Source organism: Xanthomonas sp. NCPPB 2864, from assembly GCF_056675615.1.
Genome location: NZ_JBWWVS010000001.1, coordinates 875,366 through 890,746 on the forward strand (window position 1 = coordinate 875,366; position 15,381 = coordinate 890,746).

Here is a 15,381-nt window from a genome sequence, read left to right on the forward strand (position 1 = left end):
TTCGTGTCTCAGGGAAGCGCTGTTTTCATTGGGTTTGGCGACGTTATTCAGCCGCAAAACGCTCGACCAAGCGCTTAAGTGAACAGAATTATGCCCGTGAGCGGCCTTTTTATCGTGTTTCAACGTTCACCAATTCACCATTAGAAAAGCGTTGTCGGAAGATTGTTTTATAAGTGCTATATATCGCCTATAAATATGTTTAAAATGTAAAAAACAATATTTTAATATATGGTAATGTATAAGATCATTGTTCATATCCTGTTAATTTATCCGGGCAATACTTGAGTAGTGGCAAAAGACATTCATGGAGAATTTATGCAATGTATATCCGCATTCGCTGCTAAGTTGTTATTTCTCACGTCTATTGCTTTCCCACTAGTAGGTTTCGGTCAGGAAAATCGTGCCCGAACATCGATAACCAGCGAAACTACTTATGCAGCAGGTTCGCGTGAAGCAAAACAGATTGCGCAGTGGCTATCAGCAGCACCGGGGGCGGGGACGTCGTTTGATTCAAATGTTACGTTTTCCGGAAACATCACAGTACGCCTTTCAAGCACCGATAGCGGCGCAATTCGCCCACTTCAAGAGGCTCCACCTGTCCCACTTCCGGCAGGCGGTTCTAATGGTCAAACATTCGGAGTGTCGAGCTGCGGGGGCGGTATTGCTAGAACGTGGACATATACGTGGCAGTCGGGTCCTAATGGCAGCGGTGGCGGCTGGGTACTGACCTCCTACACGTACAATCGAACAAGAAGTTGTGGCGTAGGTGGAGCTTGAGGTCGACGGTTGACTGGTAACGTTTAAAAATAATCCACCGAAGGTGGATTATTTTTGGCTTGAAGCGATGCAAAGAAGTTGATTTCTGTTTTTCAGATTTTCTGTCGCCGTTCCGATTTTCTGTCGCATTTTTCTCGGGTGTACGCTTTATTATTTATTGATCTTCACCACTACCTTGCCCTTGGCACGGCCCTGCGCAAGATACTCGAGCGCTTCCTTGGCTTGCTCGAACGCAAACACCTTGTCGATGACCGGGAGAATGCGTTCGGCTTCGAGCAATTCGCCGATTTTGGCCAGCTGCGTGCCATTGGGGCGTACGAACAGGAACGAGTAGGCGACGTTGTGCTTGTTCGCTAGACGGATGATCTTGCGGCTCATCATGGCGAAGACGAATTGCAGCACGACATTCAACCGGCGTGCGCGGGCAAAGGCTGCATCCAGCGGCCCGACCAGCGACACGATCCTGCCGCCGGGTTTGAGGATGGCGAGCGATTTTTCGATCGTATCGCCCCGCATCGTGCCAAGCGCGATGTCGTAGCCGCGCAGCACGGTCTCGAAGTCCTGTTGCCTGTAGTCGACCACCTCGTCTGCGCCAAGGCTGTTCACCAGCGCGACGTTGCCGGTGCTGGTGGTGGTGCCGACGGTGGCGCCGAGGTGTTTTGCCAGCTGGATTGCGATGGTGCCGATACCGCCGGAACCGGCAGGAATGAACACTTTCTGGCCGGGCTGCAGGTCGGCACGTTCCTTCAGGGCCTGCCAGGACGTGAGCGCGACCATCGGCAGCGATGCCGCCTGCATAAAATCCAGATTGGCCGGCTTCAGCGCTGCGGCGCTTTCCGGTACCGCGACATACTCGGCGATGGTGCCGCGGCCAAGATCGAACACGCTGGCAAAAATCGCATCGCCCCGCTTGAAGCGGGTGACGCGGCTGCCGACATCGATGACGATCCCGGCCACGTCGCTGCCCAGCGTGGCGGGCAGCTCGAACTTCACCACGGGTTTGAAGATGCCGGTGGGAATCATGTTGTCGATCGGGTTCACGCCAGCGGCGTGCACCTCGACCAGCAGTTCGTCGGGCTGCAGCGTCGGGCGGGCGCGCTCGCTGAAGCCGATGTCGGGAGATTTGCCATAGCGTTTGAAGGTGAGTGCTTTCATCTGGTTCGGGTCCACTGCTGTCGTTGTCTGGATGCGTGGCCGGGCGCGATGCGATCCCCGGCCGCCTTCACCTGTGCGCTGGCAACTGCGTGCCTGCCGCCTGATCGCCATGTGGGCGGTTTGCATCGACGCATCCATGCAGCAGCGCGAATGCGCGACACATCAGCGCAGGCCCGCAGCGCTCACCGTGGCAAGCGCTGCGGGCGGTTGCGCCGCCGGGCCGGTCAGGCCGCCGGCTGATAGCGCTCGGCGGCGGTGGCCTGGCGGATGTCAGACAGCAGCCCCTGGCGCGCGCCATCCAGTGCGTCCCAACGTTCGGCCACGTGCAGCGGCGGGATGGTGACCAGTTCGCGGCGATCGAAGCCGACCAGCGCGGCATCGACCAGTTCGCCCACGTCCATCAGATCGCTGAGCGTGTTGACGTCGATACCGGCACGCCCCCAGATCTCGGTGCGCGTACCGGCCGGCAGCACGGCTTGCACATAGACGCCCTTGGGGCCCAGCTCCAGGTGCAGCCCCTGCGACAGGAACAGCACGAAGGCCTTGGTGGCGCCATAGACGCTCATGCCGAATTCGGGAGCGAAGCCCACCACCGAACCAAGATTGACGATCGCGCCGCTGCCGGACTGCGCAAAGCGCGGCGCAACCGCGGCAGACAGACGCGTCAACGCGGTGACATTGAGCGCCAGCAGACGGTCGATTGCCTCGGCGTTCTGCTGCAGGATGCCGCCGGACTGCGCCATGCCGGCGTTGTTGATCAGGATGCCGATCTGCGCGTCGTCGCGCAGGCGGGCTTCCACTGCGGTCAGGTCGGTGGGCTGGGTCAGGTCGGCCTGCAGCACGTCGACGTTGACGCCATGTGCAGCGTGCAGACGCGCCGCCAGCGCATCCAGACGGGCCTTGTCGCGTGCGACCAGCACCAGGTTGTGGCCGCGTTGCGCAAAGCGCTCGGCGTAGATGGCGCCGATACCGGTGGAGGCGCCAGTGATGAGGACAGCGGGAAGTGTGGACATACAGGATTCCTTGATGACAGTGGATGAAAGACGCCAGGCGAGACAGCCTCAGCCGGCGAGGGACGGGTAGTCGATATAACCTTCGGCACCACCGCCGTAGAGCGTGGCCGGGTTCAACGGCGCCAGCGCTGCGCCGGTATGCAGACGTTCGACAAGATCGGGGTTGCTGATGAACGGGCGGCCGAAGGCCACCAGGTCGACGTTGCCTGCGCGCAACTGGGCGTTGGCCAGTTCCAGGTCGTAGCCGTTGTTGGCCAGATAGGTACGGGTGAACTTGCTGCGCAGCGCGGCATAGTCGAACGGGGCCGCATCGCGCGGGCCGCCGGTCGCACCTTCGACCACGTGCAGGTAGACGATGCCCAGCGCATCGAGCTGTTCGGCGATGTAGTCGTATTGCGGCTGCGGATCACTGCCGGAAATACCGCTTGCTGGCGACACCGGCGAGATGCGCACGCCGGTGCGATCGGCGCCGATCTGCTTGCTCACTGCAGCGACCACCTCCAGCAACAGGCGCGCGCGGTTTTCGATCGAGCCGCCGTAGGCATCGGTGCGCTGGTTGGCGCCGTCCTTGATGAACTGCTCCAGCAGGTAGCCGTTGGCGCCGTGGATTTCGACGCCATCGAAGCCGGCGGCAATCGCATTGGCCGCTGCCTGACGGAAGTCGTCGACGATGCCCGGTAGTTCATGCAGCGCAAGCGCGCGTGGTTCGGAGACATCGGCAAAGCCGTTGTTGACGAACACCTTGGTCGCCGCGCGGATCGCCGACGGCGCGACCGGTGCGGCGCCGCCCGGCTGCAGGTCGACATGCGACACCCGGCCCACATGCCACAGCTGCACGAAGATGCGCCCGCCCTTGGCATGCACGGCGTCGGTGACCGCACGCCAGCCGGCGATCTGCTCGGGCGTGTACAGGCCGGGGGTGTCCTGATAGCCCTGGGCCTGCGGCGAGATCTGGGTGGCCTCGGTGATCAGCAGGCCGGCCGAGGCGCGCTGGGCGTAGTAGGTGGCCGCCAGTGCGCTCGGCACCAGGCCAGCGCCCGCACGGTTGCGGGTCAGCGGGGCCATCACGATGCGGTTGGCCAGGGTCAGCGCGCCCAGTGCGTAGGGTTCGAACAGCGAAGGGTGGGTCATTGGCGGTGCTCGGAATCAGTGGTTGACAAAGATTACGATCAAAATCTAAAGTGTCAACACTTTGATGACGGATGACATCAAAGTAAGCTGTCGCTCTCACCAGTCCCGCACAAGCATGGAGTGTCCCAACGATGAAAGTGACCAAGGCACAGGCGCAGGCAAACCGGGCGCACGTCGTCGAGACGGCCTCGGTGCTGTTTCGCGAGCGCGGTTACGAAGGGATCGGCATCGCCGATCTGATGGCCGCTGCAGGGTTCACCCACGGCGGCTTCTACAAGCAGTTCCGCTCCAAGGCGGATCTGATGGCCGAATCGGCGGCCTGCGGGCTGGCCAACATCGCCGCGCAGACCGAGCACGTGGACAAGGCGGATTTCGTGAACTTCTATCTGTCGCGCGGACATCGCGACAGCCTTGCCACCGGCTGCACGATGGCGGCGCTGGGCGCCGATGCCGCGCGCCAGCCGGAGGAAGTGCGCGAGGCGTTCGCCGCCGGGGTCGAAAACCTGTTGGCCTCGCTCGACCGCAGCGGCGCTGCGCCCGGCACTGCCGAGGCAGCAGCGGAGCGCGCCAGCAACCTGGACATGATGGCGCACGCCATCGGCGCCATCGTGCTATCGCGGTCGTGCCCGAACGATTCGCCACTGGCCGACGAAATCATCGCGGTGTGTCGCGACCAGATCCTGTCGTCGTTGCAGGCATCCAACTAACCGACAGGCGTGCATCCGCCACACACGTTGTCGAGCTTTCACCGGTAGGACTGCGTTTTTAGCCAAGCCATCGCTTCCCAGTCGCGGCGTGATCGTCAATCGACTGCCGCCCTGTCACTCACTGCACTCAAGGAAATCCAATGACAAGCAAACCCCCTGTTGCGCTGGTGACCGGCGCCTCCTCCGGCATCGGCGAAGCAACTGCCAACGCGCTGGCTGCCGCCGGTTATACGGTGTACGGCACCAGCCGTCGCGGCGCGCAGTCCGGGCAGCGCGCCTTTACGCTGCTGGCGCTGGATGTGACCAGCGACGAATCGGTCGACGCCGCGATCCAGGAGCTCCTGCGACGGGAAGGGCGCATCGACCTGCTGGTCAATAACGCCGGTTTCGGTGTGTCTCCCGCCGCTGCGGAGGAAAGCTCGATCGAGCAGGCCAAGGCCATCCTCGACACCAACTTCCTCGGTGTCGTGCGCATGACGCGCGCAGTGGTGCCGCACATGCGCCGCCAGAGCAGTGGCCGCATCATCAACATCGGCTCGATCATCGGGCTGGTGCCCACGCCGTATGCGGCGCTGTACGCGGCCAGCAAGCACGCGGTGGAGGGTTACTCCGAAGCGGTGGACCACGAGCTGCGCAGCTACGGAATCCGGGTCACGGTAATCGAGCCGGCCTATACCAGGACCCAGTTCGAAGCGAACACTCTCGCCCCGGATGCGCCACTGGAAAACTACCGTCAGGTGCGTACCCAGGTCGGCCAAGTGGTGGCGCAGGCAATGGCAAGCGCAGACGAGCCCTCTGTCGTCGCCGACGTGGTGGTGAAGGCGGCGCGCGCGCAGCAGCCCAAGGTGCGCTACACCGCGGGCAAGATCGCCGGACAGCTGCAGTTCCTGCGGCGGTTTGCGCCGGCGGGTGTGTTCCAGGCGTTGATTCGCAAGAACCTGCAGCTCGATGCGAAGACGCCACCCGAGACCACGACGCCATCCCACGCCGGATAAGCCCGGCCGACAAACCACTGCAAGTGCCGGCCCTGGCGGTGAGCGCAACAGGTTTCAGCTGCGCCACGCCGGGTTGCACTGCTGCACAAACGAGCCGCAGCGACTGCAGTGTGCATGCCGTTACCGATGCTTCGGTGGTGACGCGGTCGCTCGCGGTCTTGACCCCAACAGGAGAAGGCAATGACCTTCGATGCAGTGCTTGCCGCTCAGACCAGCGAGCCGGTGGTTACCAGGCTGGTCCGGTTCAACGAAGACGCGTTTATGCCGGGCGAGGTGAGGGTTGCTGTCGAGTATTCGACCGGCAACGACCACCACGCGATGATGGTGAGCGGAGGTGGCCCGACCATTCGCCATCTTCCACTGATTGCTGGCGTCGATCTTGCCGGTGTGGTCGAAGCGTCCCGCGATGCCGGCAGTGCGGTTGCAGACCGGGTGCTGACCAGCGGCCGGGGATTGCATCAGCCCCACTTTAGCGGCAACGCGCGGAAGGTGCAGGGGCGCACGGTCGTGGAGGTGAACGCATGAGCGCGCTGACTGCATCGCGCGCATTTCGCTACCTGGCCACGCTGTCGGCGTTGTCGTTCTTCGCGTTGGGCGCTGCCTGGCTGCTGGCGCCTGCGGCCATGCTGGCCAATTGGGGCGTGGCCTTCGACAGCGACGCGCTGGGCGTGCTCGGCCGACGCGCCGCACCGCTGTATGCGGCCATCGGCGTCATGCTGCTGCTGGTGCGAACGGCGCCACCGTCGCCAGGGCGCCGTGCGGTGGTTGCGGGCTTTGTCACCGCGTGCCTGTTGTTGGCAGTGCTGGGCGTGGCGGAGTGGGTGGCCGGGCATGTCAACGCCGGCATCTTCGCGGCAGTCGCGATCGAGATCGGCTTTCCGCTGGCGTTCCTGCTGGTGACGCGTGCCGAGGCCGCGTCGCGGCAAAACGACAAGGCGCGATGATGGCAGGCATGGCGGCACCTGTGGGGTGCTGTCATGCGAGTTGGCGGACATGACACGTTGCAAGACTGGTCAACCAAGCAGTGCGAGCAGTTGGCAACTGGATGAGGATGTCGCATGGAAACCACAGTTGCCGGGGCGGTGCACGCCGATTCCAGTCACGGCTATGTAGCTGTGCCGGCTACGCAGCCTTGCGGTCAGCCGCTCGAAGCCCGGTGCCCGCTCATTTCCTGCCCGGCATCCTTGTCGAAACGCACATGCCACCAGGTGGCGCTGAGCGAAATCAGGCTGACCACGCAGAACGCCAGCGAAAAATCGCGTTGCGCCGGTTGGGTGTGATCGCCGGCCAGCATCGCCAGCTTGAGGATCATCGCGCCGGCGCATACGCCCACCGAGAGCATCAGTTGCTGCAAGGTGGTGTACAGGCTGCTGGCGCGGCTCATGCGCGATGCGGGCACGTTTTCGTAGGCGATGGTGTTGTAGGCGGCGAACTGGAACGACATGAACGCGCCGCAGCACAGCAGCAGGCCGAACATCAGCGCCGGTGGCCAGTCGGGCCGGAACAACGCACATACCATGTAGCCCAGGCTGGCGAGCACGCCGTTGCCGATCAGGCTGTTGCGATAGCCGAAGCGGCGCAGCAACTGCGGGGTGATGCTGCGCATCAGCAGTGCACCGAGCGCGGTGGCCAGGATCAGGCGCCCGCTGTGTGCAGCACTCATGCCGAAGCCGATCTGGAACAGCAGCGGCAGCAGGAATGGATGCGCGCCCTGGGTAATGCGCATCAGCGCACCGCCGATCACCGACAAGCGGAACGAATCGATCCGCAGCAGGCTCAGGTCCAGCAGCGGAGCGGGGTGGTGGCGTGCATGCCACAGATACCCCAGCGCAGCGCTGCCGCCGATGGCCAGCAGCCAGCTCGCGGTACCGATGCCGTCCTGCTGGCTGACCATTTCCAGGCCGAACAACAGGCAGCCCAACGCGGTGCCGCACAGCACGAAACCGCGCAGGTCGAAACGTGCCGGCGCCGATTCGGTGGGAATTTCCGGGATGAAACGGCGCACCAGCAAAAAGCCGGCAATGCCGATCGGCACGTTGATGTAGAAGATCCAGCGCCAGTCCAGATACGAGACGAAAAATCCGCCCAGCGGCGGGCCCAGCATCGGGCCGATGAAGGCCGGCACCAGCGTCCAGGCCATGGCCGACACCAGGTGACGGCGCTCCACCGTGCGCAGCAGGATCAGCCGGCCGAGCGGGGCCATCATCGCGCCGCCGGCGCCTTGCAGCACGCGCGCGGCGACCATGGTGGGCAGGCTGTCGGCCAGCGAACACAGGATCGAGCCGCCGACGAACACCCAGATCGATGCGCCGAACACGCGGCGCAGGCCGAAGCGGTCAGCGATTGCGCCGCTGGCCGGAATCAGCACCGCCAGCGCCAGCAGATAGCTGGTCATGGCGATGCTCATCGCCGGCGCGGCAACGCCGAAATCGCGCGCCAGGGTCGGCAGCGCGGTCGCCAGCACGGTGGCGTCCATCTGCTCCATGAAGATGGCGCAGGCCAGGATCAGCGAGATGATGCGGTAATCGGGATAACGCGGCGGCGTGACGCCGGCCTCGGACACGCTGGAGGACATCGGACTCTCGGTTGCGGGGCCGCATCGGTGGCGCGCAGATGGCGATCGGACCGGCCCGCGTCGCACGGTGTTGTGCGGCGCAACATGGCTATTGTCCGCCCGTGCGAAGCGGTGTTCAAGCACGCGCCAGGCAACACTGCGTACGCATCACAGGGCCGATAACACCACCAGCCCACCTGAGAGAGCCGTACGACCCGCAAGACGGGCGCGAATGCCTTGTGCCAACTCACCCGATCGGCCCAGAAACTGATCAGCCCGTCCCGCGCTCCCCGCTCTTCGATTCCCGATTCCCGATTCCCCAATCCCCAATCCCAATTCCCGATTCCCGATTCCCGGCTCTTCAGGTCCCCGGCGCCGCGCTATCCCAGGCATCCATGATCTGCAGGACCTGCGGCAACGCCTCGCGAAATTGCTGCACCAGGCGCGGTTCCAGTTGCTTGCCTGCCATGCTGTCGAGCTTGCGCATCGCATCGTCCACCGTCCACGGCGCCTTGTAGGCGCGCCGCCCGCACAGCGCGTCGAACACGTCGGCCACCGCCACGATGCGCGCCGATTCGGGAATGGCCTCGCCGGCCAGGCCGTTGGGATAGCCGCTGCCGTCCCAGCATTCGTGGTGATGCAGCGCGATTTCCGCAGCCAGCTGAAACACCGGCCCGCGCCCGTGCCGCAGCAGGTCGTGGCCGACCTGCGGGTGCTGGCGCACCACGGTGCGTTCGTGTTCGTCCAATGCACCGGGCTTGTGCAGGATGTTGCCGGGCACCGCGATCTTGCCGGCGTCGTGTAGGGGCGCGGCATCCTGCAGCAGCTGCGCCCGTTGCGCCGGCCAGCCGACCTGCTCGGCCAGCACCTGCGCATAGGCGGCCATGCGCCAGATATGCGCGCCGGTGTCGGCATCCTGGCCTTGCCCGGCGGTACCGAGCAGATGGATCGCATCGCGATAGTGCTGCGCCAGGCGCGCGCTTTCGGCCAGCTTCAACTGGGTGGCGATGCGCGCCTTGAGCAGGGCGGGCGAGTAGGGCTTGCTGACGTAATCGGCCGCGCCCGCTTCCAGTCCGGTACGTTCGTCGTGCTCGCTGCTGCGCGAGGTCACGAACAGGATCGGGATGGCCGTGCTGGCGGGCTGCTGCTTGAGCGTGCGCGCCACCGCATAGCCGTCCATGTCGGGCAGCTCGACATCCAGCAGGATCAACGCCGGCGTGTGGCGGAGCACCGCCTCCAGCGCTTCGCCGCCGGACTTGGCGAACACCAGCGGAAAATCGTCGCGCAGCAGCTGGCGCAGGGTGGCCAGGTTGCTGGATTCATCGTCGACACACAGCAGGGGACGATGCGGCATGGAGGCTCCTTGCCACCGGCGTGGTGAGCGGTCAGCGCAGGTGAGTGGCTTGCCAGTCGCGCAAGGTGGCCTCGGCGCGACGGAAGTCGAAATCTTCCACCGCACGCTGCAGTGCTTCCTGCAGGTTGCGCGGCAGATGCGGCGCGCAGATCAGCAGCGCGTGGTCGATCCTGTCGGCATCGTCGCTGCCCAGGGCCGCTTCCAGGATCTGCACGCTGTCCGCGTCCAGCGCGGCATCGTCATCGCCTGCTTCGGCGTCGCTGTCGCCGTGTTGCAGGAAGGCATGGATCGCCGCGGCGGTACGCTGCATGGTGTCCTTGAGTGCGAGCAGTGCCGAGGTGATGTCGTGGCCCTGCTCGATGCGGGTTTCCAGGTCGCTGGCGGCACCGGCCAGGGCCGGCAATGCCAGCGACCCGGCCGCGCCGCGCAGCTTGTGCGCCAGCGCACCGATCGCCGGCAGCTCGTTGCGGCGCAGATGTTCGGCTGCGGCCTCGGCCGGGTCGGGGTTGTCGCGCAGCAGTTTGAGCAGATAGCGCTCGTACGGTTCGCGCTCGCGCCACAGGCTGCGTGCACGCGCCGCATCCAGCACCTCCGGGTCGGCGTGTTCCCACTCGGGGCCGCCCTGCACAGCGGCCTCGTGCGGCAGCGACGGGATGCGCCGTATACCCGGCTGCAGGAAGTGGCGGATGGCGGTGACCAGTTCCTCCACATTGAACGGCTTGGCGATGAAACCGTTCATGCCGGCCTCCAGCGCTTTCTCCTGTTGCGGGCGAAAGGCGCCGGCAGTCAGCGCGATCACCGGCAGGCTGGCCAGCGCGGGGATCTGCCGCAGCCGCCGCGTGGCTTCATAGCCATCGACCACCGGCATCTGCACGTCCATCAACACCAGCTGGAACAACTCCGGCGCACGCCGCAGCGTGTTGATGGCCTGTTCGCCGTCGTGGGCGACCGTGACCATGGCGCCTTCGCCTTCGAGAATGCGCTGCGCCACTTCGCAGTTGATTTCGCTGTCGTCCACCAGCAGCAGATGCGCGCCTTCCAGCCGACGCGCCACGAAGGTGGGCGCCACCGGCCGCGCGCCGGGGCGTTCGTGGACCAGTTGCTCCACCAGCCGGTGCAGCGCCGCGCTGGTCACCGGCTTGGTCATCACCGCATCCAGGTCCTGTTGCTCGGGATGCTGCTCCAGCAGCCGGCGCTCGTAGGCGGTGACCATGACGATCACCGGATGCGGGCCGGGCACGGCGCGTGCGCGGATCTGCCGCGCGATCGCCACGCCGTCGATATCGGGCATGCGCCAGTCGAGCAGGAAGATGTCGTAGGGCTCGCTGGCCTGCTCGATCGCCTGCAGGGCGGCCTGGCCGCTGGCGACCGCGTCCACGCGCCAGCCGAGTTCGCTGGCGATGCGCACCAGGTTGTTGAGTGCCGCATCGTGGTCGTCGGCGATCAACACCCGCGGCATCGCTTCCGGCGGCAGCGCCGGCAGGTCGCGCTGCGCCAGCGGCGGGGCGGATTTTTCCAGCGTCACCACGAAGTAGAACTCGCTGCCGCGGCCGGGCACGCTTTCCACTTCCAGCTCGCCGCCCATCAATTCGATCAGGCGCCGGCTGATGGTCAGGCCCAGGCCGCTGCCGCCGTAGCGCCGGCTGGTGGAGGTGTCGGCCTGCAGGAACGGCGAGAAGATCAGGCTCTGCTTTTCCTTGGAAATGCCGATGCCGGTGTCGCGCACCGAGAACAGCAGCTTGAGCTTGTTCGGATCGCCGCTGGGGAAACGCCGTACCGACAGCACCACTTCGCCCTGCTCGGTGAACTTGATCGCGTTGCCAACCAGGTTGACCAGTACCTGGTTGATGCGCAGCGCATCGCCGAGCAACCAGCGGCAGTCGCGCGGCAGTGGCTCGACGATCATCTCCACCGGTTTGGTGCTGAGCGAGGAACGCATCAGGTCGGCGATGTTGTCGAACAGTTGATTGAGGTCGAACGGTGCGCGTTCCAGATCGATGCGCCCGGCCTCGATCTTGGAGAAGTCCAGGATGTCGTTGATGATCTCCAGCAGCGAGCGCGCGGAGCGGTCGATCTTGGTCACCATGTCCTGCGCCGCACCGGGCAGTTCGCTGCGCTGGAGCAGGTACAGCATGCCCAGGATCGCGTTCATCGGCGTGCGGATCTCGTGACTCATGTTGGCCAGGAAATCGGACTTGGACTGGTTGGCGCTCTTGGCCGCATCCATCGCCAGGCGCAGTTGTTTCTCGTGCAGTTTCTGCTCGGTCAGGTCCACCGCCATGCCCAGGTAACCGATCACCTGGTCGTTATCGTCGCGCAGGGTGCTCAGGGTCAGCAGCACCGGCAGGCGGCGGCCTTCGTGGCTGACGTAGGTCCATTCGCTGGTGTCGCTGCGGCCCAGGCTGGTCAGCGCGGCGATTGCCTCCAGCGTATGCGCCACCGGCGCGCCGGTCTGCTCGGAGAGCAGGTGCGCGCGCTGCTGCAGTTCTTCCTGCTCGATGAACTGGCCGGCCTTGCGGCGGCCGATCACCTCGTCGGCGTTGTAGCCCAGCAGTTTTTCCGCGGCGCGATTGAACAGCGTGACAAAGCCGCCGGAGTCGGTGGCGATGATGGCAAAGCCGGCGTGTGCCAGGATCGCCCGGTGCAGCGCGGAGAACTTCATCAATTCGCTGGTGCGTTCGGCGACCTGGTGTTCGAGCGATGCATTCAGGTCGACGATGCGCTGATGCGAACGCACCCGTTCGGAGATGTCGCGGAAGAAATGCGAGTGCCCGCTCAGGGTGGCATCGCGTTCGATGATCGGGGCCTTGCTGGCCAGCACATGGACCAGATGCCCATCGCGATGGCGCATGCTCAGCGCCGCCGAGGTATCGACCGAATGGTGCTCGTCGGCGTGCTCGATGTCGGGGATCGCATATGGCTGCGGCGACAGCAGCATCGTCAGGTTCTGGCCGATCGCCTCGTCCGCGCTGTAGCCGAACATCGCTTCGGCAGCGGGATTCCAGTGGGTGATGTGTCCGTCCGGGGTTTCGGCAACGATGGCCTCGCTGGAATGGCTGACCAGTGCCGCCAGCTCCATCTGTTTGCGCAGCACTTCCTCGCGCCGCAGGCCGTTGCTGAAATACAGCACCAGCAATGCCGCCAGCAGCACCGACACGCCCAGCACCAGGCCGCCGGTCAGCCATGGCGAGGTCTGGTTGAGCGAGGCCAGGAAGCTGGCGGTGGGGTGGGCGGTGATGATCCAGGTGCGGCCGTAGATCTGCAGCTGCTGGATCACCGGCGGGCGACGCGCGCTGTCGCTGGACGGCGTGCCGCTGCGAAAGAAGTTGTGGGTGGGCTCGTTGCGGTCGGACAGATCCAGCGCCACGTCGTCACGCTCGCCCAGGGTGCTTTCCACCATCTGTTCGACGCTGAAGGGCGCGTAGACCCAGCCGCTGGTCGCGGACATGCGCTGTTGCGGCGTCTGCAGCGGCATGCCCTCGCGATAGACCGCCAGCAGCACCAGGAACCCGCTCTCGCTGGGAATGCGATAACCGGACAGCGAGATCGGCGAGGTCATGATCGGCACGCCGCTGCGTGCGGCCTGCAGTGCCGCCGCGCGTCGACGCGGATCGGAGGCGATGTCCAGACCGATCGGACGGTTGCCCGAGGACTCCGGTTCGAAATACAGCACGATGTAACGCTCGCCGTCCCAGGGCGCCAGCGGCCGGCGCTTGATGTCCGGTGCACCGTCCGCGCGCGCGGCCTGCAGGAAGGCCTCTTCGTCGGCGGGCGCAACGCGATGGATGTAGCCGTAACCCAGTACGCCGGGGAACTCGCGCGTGTAATCGCGCGAGCGGCTGTACAAGGTGAAGCGGTCGCGACTGATGACATCCTTGCCGGCGCCGATCAAGGCACCGCGTGCGCCGCGCAACCCGTGTTCGAAGGTATACATGCGCTCGCTGATGTTGCGCGTCAGCGTGCGCACGACATAGTTGAAACGCTGCTCGCGCTCGAGCTCGTTATGTCGCTGTAGCGACAGGCCGGCGAGAATGGCGGCAATCAGACCTGTGGCGAGAATCAGCAGGGCACCGATCGATGCGCGGCGCCCGTATTTTCTGCGCAGATCCCAGCGGCCATTCGGCATTTCTGTTCCTTTGCCTTGCCTGTTGCGTGCCCGGTGTGCTGGCCGACGGCGAGGTCGGTCTCGTGGTGGCGCCTGACGATCATCAGAACCCGTGCAAACTCCCCGGCGTCCGCACGTGCTTCCGGTGGGCGATCAACGTCATTGCCAATGCATCAGAACGCCAGCCAGATCGATAATGCGTGAAGGGCAAGCCCGATCAGTCCGCCCACCAACGTTCCATTGAACCGAATGTATTGCAGATCGCGTCCGACACCCAATTCCAATTGTTCGACGAGGTGACGTTCGTCCCAACTTTTCATCGTCGACGCGATATGGTCGGTCACCGATGCGCGCAGACGCGTGGTGAGTTTGTCGGCGGCCTGCAACATGTGCTGGTTGAGCGCTTCGCGCAGCGAGGGATCCTGCGACAAGGCCTGGCCGAGCGATTGCATGGAGCGCTCCATGTGCGCGGCCATCGACGATTCTTCACGCGCCAGGTCGTTGCGCAGTGCATCGCGGATCTCGCCCCACAGGCCTTGCACGTAGTCCTGCAAGGCCGGATGTTCGATCACGCGTTGCTTGAGCTCCTCCACGCGCTCGGCCATTGCCGGCTCGTCGCGCAGGCGCGCGATGTAGCGTTGCAGCCACGCTTCGTAGTCGAGCCTGATCGGGTGCTCGGGGGTCTTCAGGATGTCCTGCAACTCCTCGATCGCCGCCCGCGCCATGCGGTCGGCCAGACTGTCGCCGATCTCCTCGATCGGCTTGACCCAGTTCACCGTGCCGACCAGCTTGGGCCACTCGCGCCGCGCGTAGCGCACGATCAAGGCCGAGGCGCGCGTCTTGACCTGCTCCTGATCCAGCCACTCGCCCAGGCGCAGCAGCACCTCGTCCAGCAATTTCTGATGCCGGCCGTCGGTGGTGAGCAGTGCCATCACATCGCCGACGGTGGCGGCGGCATTCCATTTGCGCAGACGGTCGACCACGAAGCGCTGGATCGCGCGGCGCACCGCGGCCTCGTCCAGCAGTTCCAGCGCCTGCAGCATCCAGCTGCGCGCCATCTGCGCGAGCATGCGCGCCTGTTCGGGTTTGGCCAGCCATTCGCCGAGGCGGCTGGCCGGGTCGAACACGCGCAGTTTGTCCATCAACGCCTCGGGGGCGAGGAACTGGTCGCGCACGAATACCGCCAGGCCGTCGGCCAGACGGTCCTTGCCGCGCGGCAGGATGGCGGTGTGCGGAATCGGCAGGCCCATCGGCCGCCGGAACAAGGCCACTACCGCGAACCAGTCGGCCAGTGCGCCGACCGTGGCCGCTTCGCAGAAGGCCGAGACCCAGGCCCAGACGCCTTGTTCGCCCATCAGGTGGCTGACGACGAAGCCGGCGAACATGGCCAGCAGCAGGGCCACCGCCAACAGCTTCATGCGCTGCAGCTGGGCACGACGGGGATCGACGGGGCGGGGAGTGCTAACGCTTGGTTCCATCTGCGCAGTGTACCCAGTCGCCGGAGCACGGCATGTCCACAGCCGGGCGTGACGGCGCGGTAGGAGCGCGCCTGAGCGCGACGGCGTTACCGGGAACGCCATGTCGCGCCCG

The 15,381-nt window shown here is 64.9% G+C and carries 11 protein-coding genes; 4 read left to right on the top strand and 7 right to left on the bottom strand.

The window, feature by feature from the left end:
• Positions 1–927: 927 nt before the first annotated feature.
• The 3 genes from AC1KVE_RS03640 to AC1KVE_RS03650 all read right to left on the bottom strand — a co-directional run bounded on the left by AC1KVE_RS03640 (position 928) and on the right by AC1KVE_RS03650 (position 4,076).
• Positions 928–2,058, bottom strand: a complete 1,131-nt coding sequence (locus AC1KVE_RS03640) for an NADP-dependent oxidoreductase (RefSeq protein ID WP_481091898.1) — start codon at positions 2,056–2,058, stop codon at positions 928–930.
• Between the two features lie 98 nt (positions 2,059–2,156).
• Positions 2,157–2,945, bottom strand: coding sequence for an SDR family NAD(P)-dependent oxidoreductase (locus AC1KVE_RS03645; RefSeq protein WP_228910874.1), 789 nt, complete (start codon positions 2,943–2,945; stop codon positions 2,157–2,159).
• Between the two features lie 48 nt (positions 2,946–2,993).
• A complete protein-coding gene (locus tag AC1KVE_RS03650) occupies positions 2,994–4,076 on the bottom strand; it encodes an alkene reductase (protein ID WP_228910876.1) in 1,083 nt (360 codons plus the stop codon).
• 131 nt (positions 4,077–4,207) lie between these two features.
• Between AC1KVE_RS03650 and AC1KVE_RS03655 the strand changes: the two genes are divergently transcribed.
• The 4 genes from AC1KVE_RS03655 to AC1KVE_RS03670 all read left to right on the top strand — a co-directional run bounded on the left by AC1KVE_RS03655 (position 4,208) and on the right by AC1KVE_RS03670 (position 6,722).
• Complete coding sequence (locus tag AC1KVE_RS03655) at positions 4,208–4,783, top strand: TetR/AcrR family transcriptional regulator (RefSeq protein WP_016904436.1); 576 nt, start codon at positions 4,208–4,210, stop codon at positions 4,781–4,783.
• Positions 4,784–4,923: 140 nt separating this feature from the next.
• Complete coding sequence (locus tag AC1KVE_RS03660; protein WP_184625194.1) at positions 4,924–5,778, top strand: oxidoreductase; 855 nt, start codon at positions 4,924–4,926, stop codon at positions 5,776–5,778.
• A gap of 180 nt (positions 5,779–5,958) precedes the next feature.
• The gene (locus tag AC1KVE_RS03665; RefSeq protein ID WP_481091897.1) at positions 5,959–6,303 is read left to right on the top strand and encodes an alcohol dehydrogenase catalytic domain-containing protein; all 345 of its coding nucleotides are present in this window, start codon (positions 5,959–5,961) and stop codon (positions 6,301–6,303) included.
• On the top strand, positions 6,300–6,722 hold the full coding sequence (locus AC1KVE_RS03670) for a hypothetical protein (protein ID WP_102256713.1): 423 nt from the start codon (positions 6,300–6,302) through the stop codon (positions 6,720–6,722). Before AC1KVE_RS03665 ends, AC1KVE_RS03670 begins: the two co-directional genes overlap by 4 nt.
• 194 nt (positions 6,723–6,916) lie before the next feature.
• Here the strand turns inward: AC1KVE_RS03670 and AC1KVE_RS03675 are convergent, their stop codons facing one another.
• From AC1KVE_RS03675 to AC1KVE_RS03690, 4 genes are all read right to left on the bottom strand, one after another.
• Positions 6,917–8,353 (bottom strand): DHA2 family efflux MFS transporter permease subunit, encoded by a 1,437-nt coding sequence (locus tag AC1KVE_RS03675; RefSeq protein WP_054593009.1) that lies wholly within the window; start codon positions 8,351–8,353, stop codon positions 6,917–6,919.
• Positions 8,354–8,693: 340 nt separating this feature from the next.
• Positions 8,694–9,686, bottom strand: a complete 993-nt coding sequence (locus AC1KVE_RS03680; protein ID WP_046343123.1) for an HD-GYP domain-containing protein — start codon at positions 9,684–9,686, stop codon at positions 8,694–8,696.
• Between the two features lie 31 nt (positions 9,687–9,717).
• The gene (locus AC1KVE_RS03685; RefSeq protein WP_481091896.1) at positions 9,718–13,812 is read right to left on the bottom strand and encodes a CHASE domain-containing hybrid sensor histidine kinase/response regulator; all 4,095 of its coding nucleotides are present in this window, start codon (positions 13,810–13,812) and stop codon (positions 9,718–9,720) included.
• A gap of 152 nt (positions 13,813–13,964) precedes the next feature.
• Positions 13,965–15,269, bottom strand: a complete 1,305-nt coding sequence (locus tag AC1KVE_RS03690; protein ID WP_024940197.1) for a DUF445 domain-containing protein — start codon at positions 15,267–15,269, stop codon at positions 13,965–13,967.
• Between the last annotated feature and the right edge of the window lie 112 nt (positions 15,270–15,381).